The organism is uncultured Desulfosarcina sp. (genome assembly GCF_963664155.2).
Classification (GTDB): domain Bacteria; phylum Desulfobacterota; class Desulfobacteria; order Desulfobacterales; family Desulfosarcinaceae; genus Desulfosarcina.
This window is the reverse complement of the sequence record NZ_CAXXXH010000001.1, coordinates 3,213,269-3,235,342: the sequence shown is the minus strand read 5'-3', so window position 1 is coordinate 3,235,342 and position 22,074 is coordinate 3,213,269. Positions and strand designations below refer to the sequence as shown.

General features: G+C 57.1%; 15 protein-coding genes. 9 read left to right on the top strand and 6 right to left on the bottom strand.

Translation table 11 applies throughout. The features are described from left to right. Positions 1-117: 117 nt before the first annotated feature. Complete coding sequence (locus ACHZBS_RS14720) at positions 118-1,803, bottom strand: AarF/ABC1/UbiB kinase family protein (RefSeq protein ID WP_319407274.1); 1,686 nt, start codon at positions 1,801-1,803, stop codon at positions 118-120. 55 nt (positions 1,804-1,858) lie between these two features. Next, positions 1,859-2,104: a hypothetical protein gene (locus ACHZBS_RS14715; protein ID WP_319407273.1), complete on the bottom strand. Its 246-nt coding sequence runs from the start codon at positions 2,102-2,104 to the stop codon at positions 1,859-1,861. A 305-nt stretch (positions 2,105-2,409) separates the two neighbouring features. Here ACHZBS_RS14715 and ACHZBS_RS14710 point away from each other — a divergent pair, with 305 nt between their 5' ends. After that, on the top strand, positions 2,410-3,297 hold the full coding sequence (locus ACHZBS_RS14710; RefSeq protein ID WP_319407272.1) for a DMT family transporter: 888 nt from the start codon (positions 2,410-2,412) through the stop codon (positions 3,295-3,297). On the opposite strand, the gene ACHZBS_RS14705 is transcribed toward ACHZBS_RS14710, so the two are convergent. Continuing rightward, a complete protein-coding gene (locus ACHZBS_RS14705; RefSeq protein ID WP_319407271.1) occupies positions 3,287-4,498 on the bottom strand; it encodes a MalY/PatB family protein in 1,212 nt (403 codons plus the stop codon). The genes ACHZBS_RS14710 and ACHZBS_RS14705 overlap by 11 nt on opposite strands. A 152-nt stretch (positions 4,499-4,650) precedes the next feature. Between ACHZBS_RS14705 and ACHZBS_RS14700 the strand changes: the two genes are divergently transcribed. After that, positions 4,651-6,522 carry a GNAT family N-acetyltransferase gene (locus ACHZBS_RS14700; protein ID WP_319407270.1) on the top strand — a complete coding sequence of 624 codons (1,872 nt, stop codon included), beginning with the start codon at positions 4,651-4,653 and terminating at the stop codon, positions 6,520-6,522. A 246-nt stretch (positions 6,523-6,768) separates the two neighbouring features. Here the strand turns inward: ACHZBS_RS14700 and ACHZBS_RS14695 are convergent, their stop codons facing one another. The 3 genes from ACHZBS_RS14695 to ACHZBS_RS14685 all read right to left on the bottom strand — a co-directional run bounded on the left by ACHZBS_RS14695 (position 6,769) and on the right by ACHZBS_RS14685 (position 11,585). Then, positions 6,769-9,528, bottom strand: a complete 2,760-nt coding sequence (locus tag ACHZBS_RS14695) for a PAS domain S-box protein (RefSeq protein WP_319407269.1) — start codon at positions 9,526-9,528, stop codon at positions 6,769-6,771. Between the two features lie 640 nt (positions 9,529-10,168). After that, complete coding sequence (locus ACHZBS_RS14690; protein ID WP_319407268.1) at positions 10,169-10,990, bottom strand: fumarylacetoacetate hydrolase family protein; 822 nt, start codon at positions 10,988-10,990, stop codon at positions 10,169-10,171. A 13-nt stretch (positions 10,991-11,003) separates the two neighbouring features. After that, a complete protein-coding gene (locus ACHZBS_RS14685; RefSeq protein WP_319407267.1) occupies positions 11,004-11,585 on the bottom strand; it encodes an ankyrin repeat domain-containing protein in 582 nt (193 codons plus the stop codon). 587 nt (positions 11,586-12,172) lie between these two features. Between ACHZBS_RS14685 and ACHZBS_RS14680 the strand changes: the two genes are divergently transcribed. The 7 genes from ACHZBS_RS14680 to ACHZBS_RS14650 all read left to right on the top strand — a co-directional run bounded on the left by ACHZBS_RS14680 (position 12,173) and on the right by ACHZBS_RS14650 (position 22,050). Then, positions 12,173-13,180 carry a DUF6599 family protein gene (locus ACHZBS_RS14680; RefSeq protein ID WP_319407266.1) on the top strand — a complete coding sequence of 336 codons (1,008 nt, stop codon included), beginning with the start codon at positions 12,173-12,175 and terminating at the stop codon, positions 13,178-13,180. A 123-nt stretch (positions 13,181-13,303) separates the two neighbouring features. Then, a complete protein-coding gene (locus ACHZBS_RS14675; RefSeq protein ID WP_319407265.1) occupies positions 13,304-14,299 on the top strand; it encodes a DUF362 domain-containing protein in 996 nt (331 codons plus the stop codon). Further along, a complete protein-coding gene (locus tag ACHZBS_RS14670; protein WP_319407264.1) occupies positions 14,296-16,233 on the top strand; it encodes a 4Fe-4S binding protein in 1,938 nt (645 codons plus the stop codon). Before ACHZBS_RS14675 ends, ACHZBS_RS14670 begins: the two co-directional genes overlap by 4 nt. Positions 16,234-16,477: 244 nt before the next feature. Then, positions 16,478-17,704 carry an aldo/keto reductase gene (locus tag ACHZBS_RS14665; RefSeq protein WP_319407263.1) on the top strand — a complete coding sequence of 409 codons (1,227 nt, stop codon included), beginning with the start codon at positions 16,478-16,480 and terminating at the stop codon, positions 17,702-17,704. 94 nt (positions 17,705-17,798) lie between these two features. After that, complete coding sequence (locus tag ACHZBS_RS14660; protein WP_319407262.1) at positions 17,799-18,563, top strand: enoyl-CoA hydratase/isomerase family protein; 765 nt, start codon at positions 17,799-17,801, stop codon at positions 18,561-18,563. Positions 18,564-18,577: 14 nt separating this feature from the next. Then, positions 18,578-20,746, top strand: a complete 2,169-nt coding sequence (locus ACHZBS_RS14655) for an acetate--CoA ligase family protein (RefSeq protein WP_319407261.1) — start codon at positions 18,578-18,580, stop codon at positions 20,744-20,746. Beyond that, the gene (locus tag ACHZBS_RS14650) at positions 20,743-22,050 is read left to right on the top strand and encodes a nucleoside recognition domain-containing protein (protein WP_319407260.1); all 1,308 of its coding nucleotides are present in this window, start codon (positions 20,743-20,745) and stop codon (positions 22,048-22,050) included. Before ACHZBS_RS14655 ends, ACHZBS_RS14650 begins: the two co-directional genes overlap by 4 nt. Positions 22,051-22,074 lie beyond the last annotated feature (24 nt).

Here is a 22,074-nt window from a genome sequence, read left to right as displayed (position 1 = left end):
GGTATTCCCGTTGTTTAATCCCGAATCGTCAATAAGCCTATCCCACCCGGCAGCCTTTTGGCAACGGTATGGATGCTGCTGTCTACGCGGCCATTCCTGAAATCCTGCCGGCTTGGATTAAAGTTTTCCCGACCGCACGATGGAAAAAACCAGCCACAGCCCCAGGAAGGTGGCGATGACGTAGCCCGAGAAGCCTAGTACGTCGGTTACGGAGAGCGTCTGAACGCCGAAAAAATCGACTTCGAAGAGAAGCATTTTGCGGGTGGAGTTGAGAATCAGCGAGGCGGCGATCAGCGAGGCGGCGGTTACCAATCCCAAGGTGAGGCGGTTGATGCCGTGTTCGAATTTTCTGGAGGTCTCATCCAGGCCGGTGTGGTTCACCTCGATTTTAGGGGTTTCCGTGGCCAGGCGTTTGAAGAGGCCGTGGGCCAGATGGGGCATCTGGCGCAGGTAGCCGCCGAACAGCTTCATGTCCCGGCCCATGTTCTTGAGCACTTTGTGGGCCTCATAGCCCTGCTGCAGCAACTTCTTGGCGTAAGGCCGGGTCACCTCCAGCAGACTGGCATCCGACCCCAGGATCTTGCCTAGGGCCTCGGTCTGGATAAAGGTCTTGAAGAGCAAAAGCAGGTTGCGGGGCATTCGGATGCGGTACTTGTAAACCAGCCGCATGGTCTGGTAGTAAACGTCCTTTACCGAAATGGTTTTCAGGGAGCGACCGTAAAAGGGCTCGGCCATGTCTTTGAGGTCCACCCGGAAGCTTTTCAGATCCATGGTCCGCGGATCCACCAGGCCGGCGGCCTCGAAGGCCTCCATCACCATGTCGTAGTCGTGTTCGGCAAAGCCTAGAAACAGGTGGGCGATCTGCATCATGGTCTCTTCGTCCAGGTATCCCACAATGCCGAAATCCACCAGGCCCACCCGTCCGTTGTGCATGACGAGAGTGTTGCCCGGGTGGGGATCGGCGTGGAAGATGCCGGCGGCCATCAGCTGGCGGGAAAAAGATCGCAGACCGATCATGGCCACTTCCTGGGGGTCGATGCCGTGGCGCCGGATCTCGTCCACGCGATCCATCTTGATCCCTTCGATGTGCTCCATCACCAGCACCGACTTGGCCGTGAGATCCCAGAAAACCTTGGGGATATAGATTTCGTTGACGTCCTCGAAACTGCGGGTGAAGCGCTCGATGTTGCCGGCCTCGATCAGCATATCCAGTTCCCGGAAAATGGTGCGTTCGAACTCTTTGACCAGGTTGACCGCACCGAGGATACGGCCCAGGTCGAAGGTGCGTTCGAACCGGGCGGCAAAGTAGTACATGACCTGAATGTCTTTGCGGATGCGTTTTTCGATCCCCGGTCGGACCACCTTGACGGCCACCTTCTCACCGGTTTTCAATCGGGCGGAATGCACTTGGGCCACGGATGCGGCGGCCATAGCCCTCTCTTCTATGCTTTCGAAAAGCTGTTCCAGGGGCTGGTCCAGGTTGGTTTCGATCAGCCGGCGGATCCCGTCGAAGGGTACGGGCGGCACCTGGTCCTGCAGTTTGGAAAATTCATCGATGTATTCCGGGGGAAAAAGGTCGGCACGGGTGCTCATGAGCTGCCCCAGTTTGATAAAACTGGGGCCCAGCTCCTCCAGGGTGCGCCGGATGCGGGCCGGATCGGGAAGGCCGGATTTGATTTTGGTGCCGGTTCGCCCCTTCAGTCGATCGGCGATTTCACCCATGCCGTGCTTGATGAGCACGCGCGAGATCAGGCCGAAATGGCGAATACCGCTGAGGCGGCGGCTGGAAAAGGGAAACGGCATTAGATTACCTTTTTGATATCATTCCTGGAAGGTTTTTAAGCGGCGATGTCGAAAATCAATCCTCATCATCTGCCGTGTCGTTCACCGCCTTCCATTTTTTTGAAATTTTCTTCAGCATGTACTCATCGGCCACGTAACTCTCCACCAGGCCGCAGTCTCCGCAGACATAGTTGTCCAGCGCGGCCATGGCCGTCAGGCTGATAGGAATGGAATTGCTGCCGAACGGACCGCTTTTCAGGGGAAGGTCTTCGGCCGAATAGATCTTCGCTGACCCGCATTTGGGGCATTTACCCTGCTTCATGGTGGTTCCTCCCTTGTTTTTCGTGGCTGGTTCTTCCGTGGATGGTTGTTCACCGTGTTATGACGCAAACCGGAGTCGGTGTCAACGCACTTCACCGGACAGGCAAAGCGACGCCAATGGGTGAGCGGGGGGATGCAAATAACAGTAAATGAGGGCATGAGAGTACACTACCGGTCACGATACAGTCCGTAGATTCCGGACGCCTTGCAAAAACCGGTGGGTTCCGGTACAACGGCGGGACCTTTATCGGGTGTCGGCAGGCGACACCCCCGCACCCCGTTTTCAACCAGAAACCGGCGGCGGCCATGAGCGCAACCCCTAAATCCACCCTTCCCGCCTTCCTCATGGTGGCCGTGGCGCCCCTGTGCTGGGCCGGCAATATCGTGTTGGCCAAGGGAGTGGCCACATTGATTCCACCGACGGCACTGTCCTTCTGGCGGTGGGCCGTCGCCTTTCTGGTTCTCCTGCCATTGACCTGGCCCTACGTCAAACGGGACTGGAAAACGGCTCTGGCCGGATGGAAGATATTGGGGCTGCTCGCCCTGTTCGGCGTCACCAGCTTCAACACCCTGCTCTACATGGCCATGCACACCACCACGGCCATCAACGGAGCCCTGATCCAGACCACCATGCCGGCGGTCATCATTGTGATTTCCCTGATTCTATACGGGGAACGAGTTTCCTGGATTCAGGCTGCCGGGGTGAGTCTCTGCGTCGTGGGCGCCGGTGTGGTGGTCCTCAAGGGCCGCTGGCAGTCCCTGATCGACATGTCCCTGGTGCAGGGAGACCTGCTGATGCTTGTGGCGGTGATCCTTTATGCCCTCTATTCGGCCCTTTTGCCCAAACGGCCGAACATACACCCCATGAGCTTTCTGACCTACTCCTTCGGTCTCGGATGCCTGGGCCTGCTGCCCCTCTATCTGTGGGAAGTGTCGGTGGTGGGCACGTTCACGCTTACCCCCGGCGTGGCCGGCAGCATCGGCTACGTGGCCATCTTCCCCTCGATTGTGGCCTATTTTTGCTGGAACCGGGGGGTGGCCGTCATCGGCGCCAACCGCACCGGCCTGTTCATCAATCTGATCCCCGTCTTTGCGGCCATCCTGGCCATCGTCTTTCTGGGAGAATCCCTGAAAACCTTCCACCTGGCGGGCATGGCGCTGATTCTGCTGGGATTTGTCATGTTCAACCGCTGACCGCCCGTCGAATACGCTGCAAGGCGTCTTGCAGAATCGACCGCGGGCAGGCGATGTTGATTCGCTCGAACCCGTCGCCTTCGGGCCCGAAGATAAATCCTTCATCCGGAAAAATCCGCGCTTTGCCCAGCATCAGGCGCTTGAGCGCCCATTTATCCAGCCCCAGCCCCCGGCAGTCCAGCCAAACCAGGTAAGTGCCTTCGGGGCGGATGACCCGGATGCCCGGAATGTGGCTGTCGATGAATTCCTGAAGATAGTCCAGGTTGTCCTCGATATAGGTCATCACCTGTTCCAGCCACGGTTCCCCTTCCCGGTAGGCCGTCTCGCAGGCCAGCACCCCGAAAGGAGTAGCCCACTTTCCCATGCCGCAACTGTTTAGGGTCTGCTGGAACCGGTGTTTCAATCGATCGTTGGGGATAATGATGTTGGAGGTGTGCAGGCCGGCCAGGTTGAAGGTTTTACTGGGGGCGGTGCAGACCACCGCGTTGTTGGCCATCGCTTCGCTGATGGCGGCAAAGGGCGTAAAGGTTACCCCTTTGAAGATCAGGTCGGCGTGGATCTCATCGGCAACGACCAACACCCGGTGCTTCAGGCAGATCTCCCCGACGCGCGTCAATTCCTCCCGGCTCCACACCCGGCCCACGGGGTTGTGCGGGCTGCACAAGATATAAAGGGTGGTCGCGGGGTCCGCCGCCTTCTTCTCAAAATCGTTAAAATCCATCCGGTAGCGGCCGTCGTCAAGGAACAGGCTGCTGGAAACAATCTCGGCGTTGTTGTTTTCGATGGCATTGAAAAAAGGATAGTATACGGGCCGCTGGACCAGCACCTTTTCTCCCGGCCCCACAAAGGTGCGCACGAGGAAGTTGACAGCCGGCACCACCCCGGGCGTAGACACGATCCATCCCGGTTCGATCTGCCAGCCGTGGCGCCGTTTCATCCAGTCAACCACGGCCCGGTCGTAGCCCTCCGTTCGAACCGTATACCCGTAAATGCCGTGCTGTGCCCGCCGGACCAGGGCATCCACCACCGGCTGGGGAGCGGGAAAATCCATGTCCGCCACCCACAAGGGCAGGACCCGGTCCTGGCCAAAATAGTCTTCGGTGGCAAGCCAGCGCGACGGGTCGTCGGGATCCTGAATCACGCCCCATTTGGCGGACTGGGTGTCTTTGCGGTTGATCTCCCGGTCAAAATCATATTTCATGACGATGCTTCCCTCTTATTCCTGATCATGTGATGGCAAACAGCTGACAGGAGGTCTCATACCACCCGATCCCTCTGACGTCGATTGTTTTCTCAACCATGATGGTTACATTTGAAAATCAAACCCTTTCACCCACAACGTGTGGAGCGATCATGACCGCATCAACTGGCACCGACTGGCACAAGAAACGGGCGACCCCGGACCAGGCCCTGGCCCGCATCGAGCCCGGAATGAACATTTTCCTGGGCACCGGCGCCGCCGAACCCCGCACCCTGGTCAAACGCCTCATGGCATCTGATGCCCTGAATCTTCAGGATCTCACCCTGATCCAGATCCTGAGCTTCGGGGATGCCATCTCCCTGGAAGAACTCCGTTCCAATAAATACCGGCTGAAAACGTTCTTCTCCGGCTGGGTGGCCAGCGAGGCCATCACCGCCGGACGGGTGGACCTGATCCCCAGCCGGTTCTCCGCCATTCCGTGGCTGATCAAAGGCCGGCAGCTGCCCATGGACGTGGCCCTCATCCAGGTGACCCCCCCGGACGACGAGGGTCTCTGCTCATTAGGCATCGCCGTGGATGTGGGGCGGCAGGTCATGGCCCAGGCATCCGTGGTCATCGGTGAAATCAACCCCCACATTCCCCGCACCTATGGGGACACCTTCGTATCGGTGAATGATTTCGATCTGCTGGTGGAAAGCACCGAGCCGGCACCGGTGTTCCCCTGCTGGCCGGTAGACGACATTTTCGACCGGGTGGCAGCCAACGTGGCCTCGGTGATCGAAGACGGCAGCTGCCTGGGGTTTACCTTCGGACCGCTTTTCGAAGCCCTTCCCCGGCACCTGGCCGGCAAGAAGGATCTGGGCATCCACACCCCCTTCATGACCGACGCCGTCATGGCCCTGGTCAAAAGCGGGGCGGTCACCAACCGGCGTAAAAAAACCTTCCGTGGCAAATCGCTCACCTGCTACGCCATGGGTTCGGCAGCACTGATGCACTGGCTGGACCGCAACCCCCTGGTGGAATTTCAGAGCATCGACAAGGTCTTCAATCCCATCGAGATCGGTCGGAACTCGCGATTCGTGGCGATCTTCCCGGCCCGCAAGGTGGACCTGTCGGGGCGCATTGCCATGCATGCCGGCAAGGGTCAGGTCACCTCCGGACCGGGCCAGGCAATGGATTTTTTCAACGGCGCCGAAATATCGCCGGGCGGGTTCACCATCTTCGCCCTGCCCAGCCGCAACCTCAAAGGGGAAAATAACATCCGCATCTCCATCGAAGAGATGCCCAACCAGTTGAACCTGCCCGACTCGGTCAACATGATCGCCACCGAATACGGCATTGCCTCCCTGTCCGGAAGAACCCTGCGGGAACGGGCCCAGGCCCTCATCGAAATTGCTCACCCCGACGACCGGCCGAAGCTGGTGGAAAAAGCCAAGACGGAAAACATCATCTACCCGGATCAGATTTTTCTGGCGGAAAGCGCCCACCTCTACCCGTCTGAAATCGCCGAGCGGCACACGTTCAAGAATGACATCAACATTCGCTTCCGCGCCCTCAAACCCTCCGATGAAGAAGAGATGCGGCGCCTCTTTTACCGGTTTTCGGACAAGGCCATCTACTACCGTTATTTCACCCCCATCAAAACCATGCCCCACGCCAAGATGCAGGCCTATGTCAATGTGGACTACCGCGATGTGCTCTCCGTGGTCGGCCTGGTGGGGCCGCCGGGCCAGGGGCAGATCATCGCCGAAGCCCGCTTTGCCAGGCACAAGGATAAACCTTACGTGGATGTGGCCTTTGTCGTGGACGAGGATTATCAGGGGCTGGGTATCGCCACCTATCTTTATCAGATGCTGGCCCGCCTGGCCCGCCAGCGCGGCGCCCGAGGCATGACCGCCGACGTGCTGGCCACCAACCAGGCCATGATCAAGGTATTCGAAAAGGGCGGATACCCGGTGCGCAGCCGCTTCGAGGACGGTGCCTACGCGTTGACCATATCCTTTGACAAGGATGCGGAGGACTGAAGTCAGAATGGAAATAGTCCGGTCGATTATTGCTGTATATTGTTTTTCCTGCTGAAGCCGTTCACATTGGGTATTATTGAAATTTTTTAACAGCTTCAAAGGTTGATGGAATCACAAAAAGTCGAAATCTCAGATTTATCGTCATCCCCGCGGCGGGGATCCATAAGATTCAAATAGTTATAAATTCCCGCGGGAATGACACATTGGGGACTTCTTACGAAACCATCAAGGTTGTGTAAAGGATAATTAGTGTTGGATCGAGCCTTTTGACTCATCCAATACTTTTCTAACTTTTTGTGAAAGCTCAGAAATATTATATGGTTTTTGAATGAACCCATTGCAGCCTTTGTGCATAATTTTGTCTGCTTGACCGTTGATAGCATATCCGCTGGAAAGAATAACCGGCATGTCCGGCTGAATCTGGCGAATGCAATCGAATGTCGTTCCGCCGTCCATTCCCGGGATGATCATATCAAGGATCACCAGATCGATTTCGTGCCCCATGTCCGTGATCATTTTCACGGCTTCCTGACCTCCCATGCAAACCACAACTCGGTAGCCCAGCCGCTCCAGCATGGCCTGGGCGACATCAATGATCAACTTTTCATCGTCAACCAGAAGGATGGTTGACGATCCCTTGATGAGCTTTTCGTCAATAGGGGCTTCTCGATGCGCTTTTTTGTCTGACACCGGTAGATAGATGTTAAATGTGGTTCCGTGACCCACTTCACTGTATACCGTAATCACGCCGCCGTGATTCTTGATGATTCCGTAGGCTGAGGCCAGCCCCAAACCGGTCCCGCGGCCCTTTTCCTTGGTTGTGAAAAACGGGTCGAAAATTTGCTGACGGATGGCTTCGCTCATGCCAGAGCCGGTATCCGTAATTGAAACCTTGACATGACGCCCCGGTTTTGTCTGATAAATTTTGCAGGATGCCTCATCCATCGTGACGATCTTTGTCTCCAGATACAGTTCACCGCCATGGGGGGGCATGGCCTGCCATGCATTGATATACATGTTCAGGAGAACCTGTTCGATCTGCCTCCGGTCCGCCTCCACCACCAGGGGCGATGCCTGGTATTTGGTATGGATACGGATTTCTTTTTTAGTCCGGCCGAACATGGCGGAACTGCCACTCACCAATTCATTGATATCGACGGGTTTGACTTCGTATTTGCCGCCCCTGGCAAGGCCAAGCAGTTGCTGGGTGAGGTTTGTCGCGCTGCGGATGTATTCCTCTATTGCACGAATTTGCTCCTGATGGGGGTGGGACTCATCCAGATCCAATGATATCAGGGATGCGCGACCCTGAATGCCCATAAGCAGATTGTTAAAATCGTGTGCAATCCCGCCTGCAAGCGTACCGATCGCCTCAAATTTCTGTATCTGCTGAAGTTTTGTTGCCATCAGTTTGCTTTCAGTAATGTCGCGTGTGATTGATATGATGTGCGGTACCCCTTTCAAAGAAATCACTCTGGCTGACATCAATGCGGTAATCAGGCTGCCATCTTTCCTTCGGAATTGAGCTTCCAGGTTCTCGCAATAACCCTTTTCCTTAAGACCCCGAACCAGTTTTTGCCGGTCGGCGAGATCATGCCATATATTTATTTCCAGGGATGTCTTGCCGATAACCTCTTCACGGGTATGGCCAAGACCCCGAGTGAAGCTTTCGTTTATTTCTACATACAGGCCGTCGTCAAGACGACTGATGGTCACTGCATCCGGACTGGAACTATACGTCAGGCGGAACTTTTCCTCGCTTTCCCGCAGCGCCAGTTCAGTTCGCTTGCGGTCGGTGATGTCACGGGTCACGGCCAGAATTTCAACAGGTTGGCCGTCCTTTTCGCGTAGAAAAGAGATACCGACCTCCATCCAGGCAGTGGAGCCATCCTTCTTGTATTGCTCCAACTCCAGGATGCGCGTTCTATCGGGATCCGCCGTTCCACTGGCCTCGAGCAGCATCTCTTTTTCAAAGACGGCCTCCACTGCCTGCAAGGATTCAGGGGTTAAGACCTGTTCAAGGGTCTGCGCCATGGCCTCTTCAGCGGTAAATCCGCGAAGACGCATGCTGGCCGGACTGACATAGGTAAAGTGCAGATTCATATCCATGACCGATATCAGGTCGGCGGTGTTTTCCGCGATCAAACGATATTTCTTTTCGCTTTCCCGAAGCGCCTCCAGCGCTCGATTTCGCTCAGAGATATCAATCCCCACACCCACCATATATAGCTGCCCCTGAAGCTCTACTTTGACGCCTGTCATCAGAAAGGGGATCCTTTCCCCATCTTTCGTCAACAGAGTCGATTCGATCATATTCTGGCCTTTTTCCATGACCACGCCGATAGCCTCTAAAACCGCCTCTTTCGCTTCGGGCAGGTGCCATTCCAGGATTGACCGGTCTTGGAGCTCTTCAGGGCCAAAACCCAAAAGCGTTTCATGATTTTTATTCCAGCGGACGAGACGCAACGCGGGAAAAGCGTACAAATAAAAAATACCCGGCAAACTGTCCAGCAATGTTTTCATGAGCAGCTGTTCCCGCAATAATTCCTCTTCCGCCCGCTTGCGCTCGGTGATGTCGCGCCAGATGCAATGGTAAACTTGACGCCCGTCAATATCAATCACCTGCGCCGATACATGAACATGCCTTTTTTCGCCATGCTTGGTAAGTTGAAGGGTTTCAAAATTATCGAACCCATTTCTTATTATTTGCTGAATGTGAGCCTTTGATTCTTCAGCTGTTTCTTTCGCTTCGATATCCGACAACCGTAACTGGGCAAACTCATCTCGCGTATAGCCTAACTGCCGACACACCTGATCATTGAAATCGATCGGTTGGACGGTTTCAGGATCCAGGACAACGACGCCATTCACCCCGTGCAAGAAAAAGGCACGATAATACCTTTCTGATTCCTTAAACGCCTTCTCTCTTTGAATAGCGGATTCAAGTGCTTTGGATAACCCCTCAACCCTTTTTTCCAATTCCGCATAGGTCGGTTTTTCGGCCACTGGAAATGCCTCCAATTTCTAAAAATTAGGACTATTCATTTTTTGTTTAAACGACAATTCATCAGCGTGGAAATCGTTAGATTGTGGTTAACGCGTGGGACGAAAGTTCCAGATACATTGAGAATAAACCGCGACAGTGACCCATGTCAAAGCTTTTGATCTCCAAAATACTTGTCGAGAAGACGCAGGGAGATGGTCCGGATACACAGGACATGAAATGAAAAACACATTAGAGGGGATCGAACATGGCTGCCAAACCTAAAAAAGTCCCCGGTACTTGTAACTTATTAAAGTTATAAACCTTTTCCAGAAAACTGGGGAAAAATCCTGTAACCGGCATCGGTAAAATCGTGCCAGCCTTTTTTAGTGGGTGCTCAGAAAGGCGTGCCTCACTGCAACAGCGTTGCATGGCAGAAAGCAAACGATCATTCAAAGGGCATTTATTTTGAAGCTTTCTTTGATGGATTCGTAAAAAGTATCAAGATGTGTCATCCCTGCGTAGGCGGAACTCTATAAGCATTTGATAACATTGGTTTCAATCCTACGCGGGGATGACGATAAAGAGGGCATTTCGACTTTTTGCGAGCCCATCATATCCTTGACAGTTGGCATAAGGCGTGGTTATTTTTTTATGGTTGCCTTACTTTTCGAATAATACGGAAATACCCGGCATCGGAATACCATCCAGGTTCGTAGCCCACGTCTGCCCGGGAAGAATCGGGAGTGCCGCTGTCAGCGTACCCGTCGTAACCAACTCGCCATACTGAAGTCTTGAAGCATAAGGCTGTTTCGCAATCACATCAATCAAATGGACGATGGCCTTTAAAGGGTTACCAAGCGCGTTGGAACCCTTTCCTTTCTCTCGCACCTCACCGTCACATGAAAGGGTGACGGTGAAGTTTTCAAGATCCCCTGCCACTGCTACTCCAAGCAGATTGATATCCATTGGTTTACCTACAATCAGGGTTGCATGCAGTCCCCAGTCGGCGATAGTATCCGCGGCTTGGAATTTCCAACCGGGAAAGTGAGACTGGACGATTTCGATCCCATGGGCAATCCAGTCAATTGAGGCTAAAACATCAGCTATGTCGGCTCTCTCCGGTGGCGATAACCCGAAATGGACAACAATCTCCGGCTCGATTTTTGGTTCGGCGAATTGTCCGATACGACATCGGAACCTTGAATCGGTCAGTTTTACAACAGTGGTATCATAGAGGTAGCCCCAAATCGGCTCGCGTACGCCGTATATTGACCACATTTCCGGGTTGGTGAACCCAATCTTTCGACCCACCGGGATTGCCCCTTCTGTTAATCGCTTCTCATGAATCATCTGCGCCACAGCATATGCTTCAGCAGTACTAAAGTCTCTGAACCGTGAGGTTAACGGCACTATTGTCCTGCAATGATCCTGCGCTGCCTTAATCTCTTCAGCAATTGCCTGGAGGTCCATCGGGTGGCTCATGTTTTCTCCTCCACTATCTTATAGCGCCTGCGCTCACCAACAGGTGAAGAATATCGGGCTTTATGTTGAGTTCTTCCGCAATATACAAAACGCTGTTTCCCACAAAATTCTTTGCATTAACATTGGCTCCTTTTTCAACTAACAATTTTACAATTTCAATATTGTTACGGTAAGTTGCCTTCATTAAGGGTGTCCATCCGTAAAAATCGGAAGCCTCTAAATCGGCACCATTGTCGATCAGTGCTTTAACCACATCAACATGGCCCAAATCGGCTGACCAAATCAATGGCGTGCATTCCCGGATACATTTTGCATTGATGTTCGCTCCCGCTTTCAGCAGGGTCTTAACGCATTCGGTATTGCCCGATTTGGCGGCAACGATTAACGGCGTGGCCAGAAAAGCGTTCGCTGCATTCACGTCCGCCCCTTTTCCGATCAGGTCGTTTACTGTTTTGATGTCATTATTTTTGGCTGCCTGAATAAGGTCTTCATCCATGTTGGCTGCAAAAGCAATAAATGCAGCCATAAGACAAATCAAAGGGATTACGACACAATTGCCTATCCTCATCACCCAACGTCTCTTTTTTCTGGACATGGTAGCCTCCTTCGGTTGTGGGTTGCTGTCAATTCGGAATCAATTGACAAAATGCGAACAGAGGCAGACAGCAAATCGTCGATCCTGAACCATGCGGATCAAAGAGACTATCTCATCTACAGGAGCGAAAGATTCAACAAACCTAAAGGACGTTTAAATTGCGAAAGGATGAATAAAATATCGGCAAGAACAGAAAACCAGGATGTCCGCAAGAGCTTGTCAATAAATCACGCTGAACGGACAAAAATTATCGTGGCTATATAGGAGCCGTCTACCCCAAAATAAGCTGAATTTTAATACTATCTACCCAACTTCGCAAGCACCAATTTTCGGTATGATGGAAATTTAAAAGTTGCCCCAACTGCGAATCAGGAGAATATTCTTCAGATACGCTTCAACCGAAACCCGCCATGCATCCTCAACACATAGAAAGGTTGCTGCGGGTACCGATGACAGCGTTTCCATCTATTCGGTCCAGGCAAGCCATCGCCTTTACCGGTTAACGGTTGACAAACCATCCTGAAATCTTCCTATTATTGGACAGGCGCCCACGTTAGCCCCCTACTTGAACCATTGCGGTGACGACGATGAAAACAACCGCGCATAAAAAACCGGGAAAAACCGAAACCCGCCTGTCAATGGCTTTCATGGCCATATTATTGATCGCGGGAACCGGCGTATTCATGCGCCAGTTCCGGATCAATCCGGGGGTGGTCGCCATGCGGCCGGAATCCCGTCAGCAGGCGCTGCCGTCCGAAGCGGATCAATCGGCGGTAGTTGACATTTCGGGGTTAAAAATGGCTCCCTTCTCTCCCCCGGAACGGTTCAACCCGGACACGCTCTACGAGAAAATCGATGGCCGGGCGGACCTCTACCTCTCTTCCGGGTTCGTCTCCCTGAGCACCCAGCGCTTCAGCATTGACAACACCGCTGGCAACTGGGTGGAGGTGTTCATCTACGACATGGCCACGCCGGAAAACGCTTTTTCCGTCTATAGCATGCAGCGCAGGGAGGGGGCCCAAGGCGACGAAACGGTCCCCAATGCCTACCGCACGGAAAACGCCCTGTTCATGGCCCACGAAAAATTCTACCTGGAAATCATCGGCACGGACGCCTCCGAAGCGCTGCAACAGGCCATCGGCCAGCTGGCCCGCGCCTTTGTGCAGGCGCACGGCGGCGCCACGGTGGCCAGCGCACCCGGAGCCGATCTGTTTCCCGCGAGCGGCCTTCAGGCTGAAAGCCTTCAACTGGTTACCGCCAACGCTTTCGGATATGAACAACTGGACCGGATCTATACGGCTGAATACCTGATCGACGGCACCCGGTTGACCGCATTTGTGTCCGACCGGCAGACCACCGCTGCCGCATCCGCACTGGCCGCACAATACCGGCAAACCTTGGTATCCTATGGTGCCGCCACCGCTGATGCGCCCCTGCCCGTTGAAGGCGCGGCCGTCATACGGTTTTTCGACACCTATGAAATCATCTTCAGCAGAGGGAAATACCTGGCAGGCATTCACGAAGCCGGCAGTCTGGAGGCGGCCGGCAGTCTGGCCGGCCAATTGGCCGGTCATCTGGAACGGTTGGGGGAATAAATCGGGAATGGGATTGAAAAGAAAGCATATATCCTTGGAGCAAACACAACATCCGACAGCGATTTCGATAGCAACCCCGATAAAAACCAAAGGAATACATGTTTGCATCCAAAAGACACTATCTTGACTGAAACACCCATCGATCGACGGGAATTTCTGGGCCGATGCACCCGCGCAGGGCTTTCGGTGGCCGCAGCGGGAGCCCTGGGTTTTGGTTTTTACGATAGCAGGGGCCCGGATGGATTGTCCGATGCCGGCGCATCGGTGAAGATCCCCGATTTCTCCATCCCCGATATGAAGGGCGAGCTCTGTATCGCCCGGGGAACGGCCCAAGGTATGGATAGGGCGGCCACTGTCCGGGCAGCCTTCGAAGCATTAGGCGGCATGAAAGCCTTCGTCAAACCCGGCGAACGCGTTCTGCTCAAGGTCAACGCCGCCTTTGCCTCGCCGCCGACCCTAGGCGCCACCTCCCACCCGGACCTGGTGGCTGCCGTGGTGCGATTGTGCCTGGACGCCGGTGCTTCGCGCGTAACCATAACCGACAACCCCATCAATGACCCGGCCTCCTGCTTTGCCCTTACCGGCATCGATGCGGCGGCCCGCCTGGCCGGCGCCGAGGTGGTGGTGCCCCGCGAAGCATTGTTCGAGCGATTCACGGTGGAGGGCGGACGCCTGATCCGGGACTGGCCGGTTCTCTATGCCCCCCTGGCCCGGTCGGACCGCATCATCGGCTTGGCCCCGGTGAAAGATCACCACCGCAGCGGCGCCTCCATGACCCTGAAAAACTGGTACGGCCTGCTGGGCGGCCGGCGCAACATCTTTCACCAGGATATCCACACCATCATCCAGGAACTGGCCATGATGATCCGGCCCACGGTGGTGGTGCTGGACGGCACCCAGTCCATGCTGACCAACGGACCCACCGGGGGTTCCCTGTCCGACCTCAAACCCACCGGCACCCTGATCGTCAGCACCGATCCGGTAGCCGCCGATGCCGTGGGGGCCGAACTGCTGGGCCGGACGGCCGCCGACCTGCCCTATATCGCCAAGTCGGAAAGGGCCGGGGCCGGTACGGCCGACTACCGGTCGTTGAACCCAAAGGAAATACAGGTTTCATGAGCATTGTCACCGCCAGACGCATCAGCCAGATTTTTTTCTTCCTGCTCTTCCTGTGGTTCTGCATCGTTGCCACCCTGGGAGAACAGTGGTGGCAGCTGCGCGGGTGGCCGGTCAACTGGCTGATCCAACTGGATCCGCTGGTGGGCCTGGGTACCCTCCTGGCTACCGGCACGCTTTACACCGGCCTGTTGTGGGGACTTTTTACCGTAATCGTGACCATTCTGCTGGGCCGTTTTTTCTGCGGCTGGCTCTGCCCCTTCGGTGCCCTGCACCAGGCCGTGGGGTGGCTGGCCAACCGGGGCCGCAAGGCATCGGTGATGATCGCTGCCAACCGCTACCACCGGGGCCAGGGGGTCAAATATGCCCTGCTGGTCTTCCTGCTCGCCGCCGCCGCCGGTGACCTGATCGGCCGCCTGCTGCACGTTTCCATCGGCTCGCCCGCCAGGGCGGCAGGGATCGTCGCTGTAATGCTGGTTCTGATTGCCGGGGTCGCCCGGGCCACCAAAAGATCGGTAAAACGCTGGACGGCGGGCATTGTCATGGCGGCCATCGGCGTTGCCGCCCTGAGTCTCTTAACGGACGGTTCCCGGCTGCTGGCCGCATCCCTGCAGACCGGCCTGCTGGATCCGATCCCGCTCTTTTACCGGACGGTAAACCTGACCCTGCTGCCGCTGGTTGACGGCCGCCTGATCTCCATTTCCGCCGCCAGCCGTCTTTATCCGGGCGTTTTTGCCATGGGTGCTCTCTTCTGGGCGGCGGTTTTTCTTAACCTGGCCGTCCCGCGCTTTTACTGCCGGTTTGTCTGTCCGCTGGGAGCATTGTTCGGCTTCCTGGGGAAAAACGCCCTGTGGCGGGTAGGCCAGAAAGCCGACGGCTGCACCGCCTGCGGTGCCTGCGACCGGTATTGCGAGGGCGGGTGCGAACCGGCGACCGTTCTCCGGTCTCCCGAGTGCGTCTTGTGCATGAACTGCCTGGCGGCCTGCCGTCATGACGTGATGGGTTTTCACCAGCATGCATCGGCCGCCGGAGAAATTTCCGTTCCGGATATCTCCAGAAGGGAATTTGTGGCCACCCTGGCCGCGGGGGCGGCAGCCGTTCCCCTGGCGCGACTGGCCGGCATGACCGGCGAGGCCTGGAACCCGGCGGTGATCCGTCCCCCGGGATCCCTGCCGGAGGGGGAATTTCTCCAGCGCTGCATCAAGTGCGGCCAGTGCATGCGGATCTGTCCCACCAACGTAATCCACCCGGCTGGCCTTCAAGCCGGAATCGAAGGGATATGGACGCCGGTCCTGAACTTTCGCATGGGCACCAGCGGGTGCCAGCAAGGCTGTATCGCCTGCGGCAACCTGTGCCCCACCGCGGCCATCCGGCCGATTGCCCTGGAGGAACGGTTTGGAAAGGGTGCATTCGAATCCAGAGGACCGATCCGCACCGGCACGGCCTTTGTCGACCGGGGTCGCTGCCTGCCCTGGGCCATGGACCGCCCCTGCATCGTCTGCCAGGAAAACTGTCCGGTGAGCCCCAAGGCGATTTTCACCCGCGAGGAGTATCGGCCGATTCGCTTAGGTGGAGACATCCGCCTTCAGGGCATAACGGGCAATCGGCTGCTCATCGAAGGCCCGGTGCTGCCTTCCGACCAATTGGCAACCGGGGACTATTTCGTTGCCATTGACGGCCACCGCAACATACCGCCCGCCAGAATTGCCGACATCGGTTCCAGCGGCGTTACCTTGGCGGACAATCCGTTTTCAGGGGCGGCCGAAAAGGGGGACCGGGTCACCCTGCTGGTGAGACTGCAGCTACCCTATGTGGATCCGTCCCGCTGCATCGGCTGCGGGGTCTGTGAACACGAATGCCCGGTCAAGGGTCGCCGGGCCATCCGCGTGACGGCCGAAAACGAAACGCGGGAGCGGCGGCATCGGCTGCTGCTGTAACCGTCTGGTCAGCCGTTAGGATAATAATTGCCGTTAGAGCCAACTTTTGCATTCAAATAGTGGATCGATTCGAGGGGTCCAGGATTCAAGGGTTCGAGGGAATGGTATAAAAAATGACCTTCACCTGGATTCAACCCCTTGACCCCTTGGATCCTCGAATCCTTGAACCCTTTCGAATTAAACCTTTTTGGCGAAGACCTGGATTCATATTTGGTAGGCGCCATACAACCAACGAGGTGCAACCATGCAAGAAAAAAACACCCATATCTCCCGCCGATCATTTATCAAATCCGCCGCCGCCGTTGGCCTGGGCTCCGCACTGGCCCCCCTGGCGGAACTGTCCGAGGCACATGCAGCCACGCCGGCCGAAGCAGCCGGCATCACCGCCGTGCCCACGCGTCCCTTCGGCAGGTCCGGCATTCAGGTCCCCATTTTATCCCTGGGGGGCATGTTCGACATCCCTTCCAACCAGACCTTGCTCAAGCAGGCTATGCGCTGGGGAGTGACTTACTGGGACACGGCCCATGTTTACAGCGGCGGACGCAGCGAAGCGGGCATCGGCCAGTACTTCAAAAGCTACACCGAACACCGGGAGAAAATTTTCCTGGTCACCAAATCCACCGCCCGAAACGGCCGCGGCATGAGCCAGGATCTGGCGACCTCCCTGGAACGGATGAACACCGATCATATCGACCTCTTTTTCGTCCACGGGATCAGCGATGCCGAAATCATGGACAGCGGCATGCGCGAGTGGGCCGCCGAACAGAAAGCGGAAGGCAAAATCCGCCTCTTCGGCTTTTCGACCCATTCCAACATGGAGCGATGCCTGCTGGAGGCCGCCCGGTTGAACTGGGTTGACGGCATCATGATGACCTATAATTTCAGGCTGATGCATGAGAACCGGATGAAGGAGGCAGTCAAGGCCTGTGTGGACGCCGGCATCGGGCTCACCGCCATGAAGACCCAGGGCGGCGGGGCCGTGGACGCCACCACCTCCCGGGAGCTGGAACTGGCCGGTCGATTCGTGCAAAAAGGATTTACCGACAAGCAGGCCAAGCTCAAGGCGGTTTGGGAGAACCCGCAGATTTCTGCCATCTGTTCACAGATGCCCACCATGTCGATCCTCATGGCCAACATCGCCGCTGCCGTGGACCGCACGTCGCTGACCGACAACGAGCGGCAGCATCTGGAGCACTATGCCACTGAGACATTCTCCCACTATTGTGCCGGCTGCACGCAGATCTGCCAGAACGCCATCGCGGGCAATGTCCCCGTGGGCGACGTCATGCGCTATCTCATGTATGCCAGAAACTACGGGGATTCTAACGATGCCCGGCGGCGCTTCGCCGCCCTTCCCGATGCTGTCCGGCGGCAGATGCGGCAGGCGGACTACTCGGCTGCCGAGGCCAGGTGCCCGCGACGGCTGCCCATTGCTCGCCTGATGGGCGAGGCCCTTGAAGATTTGGCCTGATTGGATAAAATTGTCTTGACCCGCCCGATTTTTTAGGCCAAGGCAAGCTGCATCTTTCTACTCATTTTATGAACCACTCGCAACAGGAGAAGCCATGGAATTGGAATGCGTCATTTACGACAAACGGGACGGAGTGGCCATCATCCGGCTCAACCGGCCCCAGGTGCTCAACGCCATGAACAAACGGCTCTGGCTGGATATGCAGACCGCCCTGGACGATGCCCGTGCGGACGGGCGCATCAAGGTGGTGGTGATCACCGGTGAAGGGCGTGCCTTCTCCACCGGTGCCGACCTCAAGGAGTCCAAGACCCGCTCCATCGAAGACTACCGGGACTATCTGGTATCGCTCCAGGAGGTCTCCCGGACCATCATCCGCTTCGAAAAGCCCACCATCGCCGCCGTCAACGGCTTCGCCATCGGGTCCGGATACGAACTGGCCCTGGCCTGCGACATCCGCATCGCCGCCGAGGAGGCCAAAATCGGCAGCCCCGAGGCCAAGGTCACCTCGTCGGTCACCGGCGGCGCGTTCCGGCTGGTCCAGGATCTTATCGGCCCGGGCAAGGCCCGGGAGTTGCTCTTCACCGGTGAATATATCGACGGTGGGGAGGCCCAGCGCATCGGGCTGGTCAACCGGGCCGTTCCGGCGGAGAAACTGATGGAGACGGTCATGGAGATGGCTGCCAAGATCGCCGCCAACTCATCATTCTCCCTGAAGATGATCAAGAAGGGACTGAACATGGCATTAGGAGAAGTCAGCCTGGAAGCCCTCATGGACTTCGAAGTCGAGGCATGCCTGGCCTGCGTCTCCACCAAGGAACGGCAGGCTTCCCTGACAGCGTTCGAAGATCGTAAAAAGTAAAAAAGGAGATTATCATGGGACTCGAACATGTCCTTAACGCTCGATCCGTCGCCGTCGTAGGTGCATCCAAGGTGCCCACCAAACGGGGCTACCAGACCATTCGAACCCTTCTGGATGAACGCTATGAAGGAGCCATCTATCCGGTAAATCCCAAAGAGAAGAGCATCATGGGCCTGAAGTGCTACACCGCCGTCTCTCAGATTCCGGGTGAGGTGGACGTGGCCCTGATTGCCACCCCGGCGAAAACGGTTCCGGCCGTTCTTGAAGACTGCGGCAAGAAAGGGGTTAAAGGCGCCATCATCCTGGCTACGGGCTTCGGTGAAACCGGCGCAAAAGGTAAAGCCCTGGAGGGCGAGGTGCTCAACATGGCCGGCCGCCATAACATCCGCCTGATCGGCCCCAACACCTCCGGGATGATCAACCTCAAGGACAATCTCAACCTGGTGGGCCTGAAGAATTCTCCCAAAGGCGACATCGCCCTGCTGACCCAGAGCGGAAATATGGCCCTGACCCTGATCACCGAAGCCAAACTGCAGAGCCGCAAGGGATTCACCTACTATGTGGGTGTTGGCAACGAGGCGGACATCCGCTTTCATGAGTACCTGGAATTCTTCCGGCAGGATCCGGACACCCACGCCATTCTCATGTATGTGGAAGGCATGCGGGAGGGCCGGAAATTCCTCCAGCAGGCCTACAAGACGACTGAGACCAAACCGATAATCCTGCTCAAGAGCGGGCGCTCATCCACCGGCAAACAAAGCGCCGGTTCCCACACCGGCGCCCTGGCCGGCATGTCCGAAGTGGCCAAAGGCGCCTTCGAGCGGGCCGGCATCATCGTCATCGAAAATTCCGATGAGCTCTTCCCGGCCGCCGAAAGCCTCTCCAGTCTGCCGCCGATCAAGAACAACCAGATTGCCATCCTGGCCGACGGCGGCGGGCACGCCACGATTGCCGCCGACACCCTCACCGACCTGGGCGTACAGATTCCGGAACTGGAAGAAAAGACCCAGTCCAAACTGCGCGCCATCCTCCCCGGCGGGGCCTCGGTGAGAAACCCCATTGACGTAGCAGGCGGCACCGATGACAACCCGGCCGTCTTTGCCGACTGCGCCAACATCATCCTGAGCGACCCCAATGTGGGCGGCCTGCTGATTGTGGGACTGTTCGGCGGCTATGGTATCCGCTTTGCCGAGAGTCTGGCACTGATGGAAGAAGACGCGGCCCACCAGATGGGCAAGATGGTCAAGCGCCGCAAAAAAGCCATCATCGTGCACAGCCTCTACAATTCGGAAAAGCCCCACAGCCTGGACCTGCTGCGCTACTATGGCGTCCCGGTTTACGGCAGCCTGGATATTGCCTGTAAGTGCATCGGCGTGCTGGCCCAATACGGCAGATATCTGAAACGCTACCACGCCAAGTCCGACTTTATCCTCGACTGGGAGGCCAAAGCCAAACCCGAAGGGCGGCAGATCATCGACAATGTTTACCGGCAGGGTCGAACGGCGTTGCTGGAGGCCGAAGCCAAACAGCTGCTCAGGTTTCACGGCGCGGCGGTGACCAGCGATGCCATGGCCGCCACGGCGGAAAAGGCCGCGGAGGCGGCGGAGGCCATGGGCGGCAAGGTGGTCCTGAAAATTGCCTCGCCGGACATCCTCCACAAAAGCGACGCCAAGGGCGTCCAGCTCAACCTGTCCGGCAGGGACCAGGTGAAAAAAGCCTTCCGGGAAATCATCAAGAACGCCAAGGCGTATAAGGCCAATGCCCGCATCGAAGGGGTGCTGATCTCACCCATGGTGGATAAAGGCATCGAGGTCATCATCGGCACCAAGATCGACGACCAGTTCGGTCCCGTGATCATGTATGGGTTGGGCGGGGTGATGGTGGAGATTTTAAAGGATGTCTCCTTCCGCGTACTGCCCATCTCCCGACGGTCCGCCCAGCATATGATCGCGGAAACCAAATCCCACCCCATCCTCGACGGTGTACGTGGCGACAAGCCCTACGACAAAAAGGCCCTGATCAACCTGCTGCTGGTCTGCTCGGAGATTATCGAAGCCTATCCCCAGATTCAGGAGATGGATCTCAACCCGGTCATCGTTCACCACGAAGGCCTGAGCATCGTAGACGCGCGGATCCTGCTCAAACCGGCTCCCGAGAAAGAAAAAGCGGGCACAGCCGCGTGAACCGCATCTTCCTGATCATCGTTCTCGCCGCAGTTCTCTTTGCCGGCTGGAAGCAATTCGGCTTCCAGCCGGCGGCGGATCTGCCGTCACCCATGGAGGCCCTCTCCACGGCCATGGTGGAATCAGCCGGCGGCGCGGTCGAACTGGCCATCGGGCTGGTAGGGGTGATGACCCTGTTTCTGGGCCTGATGAAGGTGGCCGAAGCCGGGGGAATGCTGGTCATCCTGGCCCGTTTGATCCGGCCGCTGATGGTGCGGCTCTTCCCCGAAGTCCCGGCCGACCATCCGGCCATGGGGGCCATGATCCTCAACCTGTCCGCCAACGCCCTGGGACTGGGCAACGCCGCCACGCCCTTCGGCATCCGGGCCATGCAGGAACTGGAAAGCCTCAACGCGCAACCGGGAACCGCCACCAACGCCATGGCCCTGTTTCTGGCCATCAACACTTCCAGCGTGACTTTGCTGCCCACCGGGGTCATCGCCCTGCGGGCGGCGGCAGGCAGTGCCGACCCGGCCATCATCCTGCCCACGACCCTGTTTGCGACCATCGGCTCCACCAGCGTGGCCATCCTGGCGGCCAAACTCTACCAGCGCCTGTCGCCCATGGGAAAGAAGCATCGTGCCAATGAAAAGGAAACAAACGGCGGCGAAAAGGCCGATACCGGGAGCCGGGGTGAGATGTCCACCCTGGAAGCGGCCCAAGGGGCATACCCGATCTGGGTCAGCGTCATGGCCCTCGCCGCCCTGGCGGCCCTGATCCCCACCGCCGTCCTTTTTGGCAAGGCCCTCTCCCCATGGATCCTGCCGGGCCTGATGGCGGGATTTCTCGTCTTCGGGGCGGTCCGGCGGGTGAAGGTCTACGAGGTGTTTATCGAGGGTGCCAAGGAGGGATTCCAGGTGGCCCTGCGCATCATTCCCTACCTGGTGGCCATCCTGGTGGCCGTGGGCATGCTGCGGGCCAGCGGGGCCCTCGATCTGCTGGTGGGGACCCTTTCCCCGGTCACTGGGCGGTTCGGCCTGCCCGCCGAGGCCCTGCCCATGGCGTTGATGCGCCCGTTAAGTGGTTCCGGCGCCTACGGCATCCTGGCCTCGATCATCAACGACCCGGCCATCGGACCGGACAGCTATACCGGCGTGCTGGTCTCCACCCTGCAGGGCTCCACGGAAACCACCTTCTACGTCATGGCCGTCTACTTCGGCGCCGTCCAGGTGCGGCGCATCCGCCACGCCATGGCAGCCGCCCTGACCGCCGACGCCGCCGGAGTGATCTTCGCCATTGTAGCCTGCTGGCTCTTCCTGAATTAATCAACTGAAAACCGACAGAGGTAT

Coding starts and splice junctions, on each gene's coding strand:
- ACHZBS_RS14720 (WP_319407274.1), bottom strand. CDS start 1,803: ATGCCGTTTCCCTTTTCCAGCCGCCGCCTCAGCGGTATTCGCCATTTC.
- ACHZBS_RS14715 (WP_319407273.1), bottom strand. CDS start 2,104: ATGAAGCAGGGTAAATGCCCCAAATGCGGGTCAGCGAAGATCTATTCG.
- ACHZBS_RS14710 (WP_319407272.1), top strand. CDS start 2,410: ATGAGCGCAACCCCTAAATCCACCCTTCCCGCCTTCCTCATGGTGGCC.
- ACHZBS_RS14705 (WP_319407271.1), bottom strand. CDS start 4,498: ATGAAATATGATTTTGACCGGGAGATCAACCGCAAAGACACCCAGTCC.
- ACHZBS_RS14700 (WP_319407270.1), top strand. CDS start 4,651: ATGACCGCATCAACTGGCACCGACTGGCACAAGAAACGGGCGACCCCG.
- ACHZBS_RS14690 (WP_319407268.1), bottom strand. CDS start 10,990: ATGAGCCACCCGATGGACCTCCAGGCAATTGCTGAAGAGATTAAGGCA.
- ACHZBS_RS14685 (WP_319407267.1), bottom strand. CDS start 11,585: ATGTCCAGAAAAAAGAGACGTTGGGTGATGAGGATAGGCAATTGTGTC.
- ACHZBS_RS14680 (WP_319407266.1), top strand. CDS start 12,173: ATGAAAACAACCGCGCATAAAAAACCGGGAAAAACCGAAACCCGCCTG.
- ACHZBS_RS14670 (WP_319407264.1), top strand. CDS start 14,296: ATGAGCATTGTCACCGCCAGACGCATCAGCCAGATTTTTTTCTTCCTG.
- ACHZBS_RS14665 (WP_319407263.1), top strand. CDS start 16,478: ATGCAAGAAAAAAACACCCATATCTCCCGCCGATCATTTATCAAATCC.
- ACHZBS_RS14660 (WP_319407262.1), top strand. CDS start 17,799: ATGGAATTGGAATGCGTCATTTACGACAAACGGGACGGAGTGGCCATC.
- ACHZBS_RS14655 (WP_319407261.1), top strand. CDS start 18,578: ATGGGACTCGAACATGTCCTTAACGCTCGATCCGTCGCCGTCGTAGGT.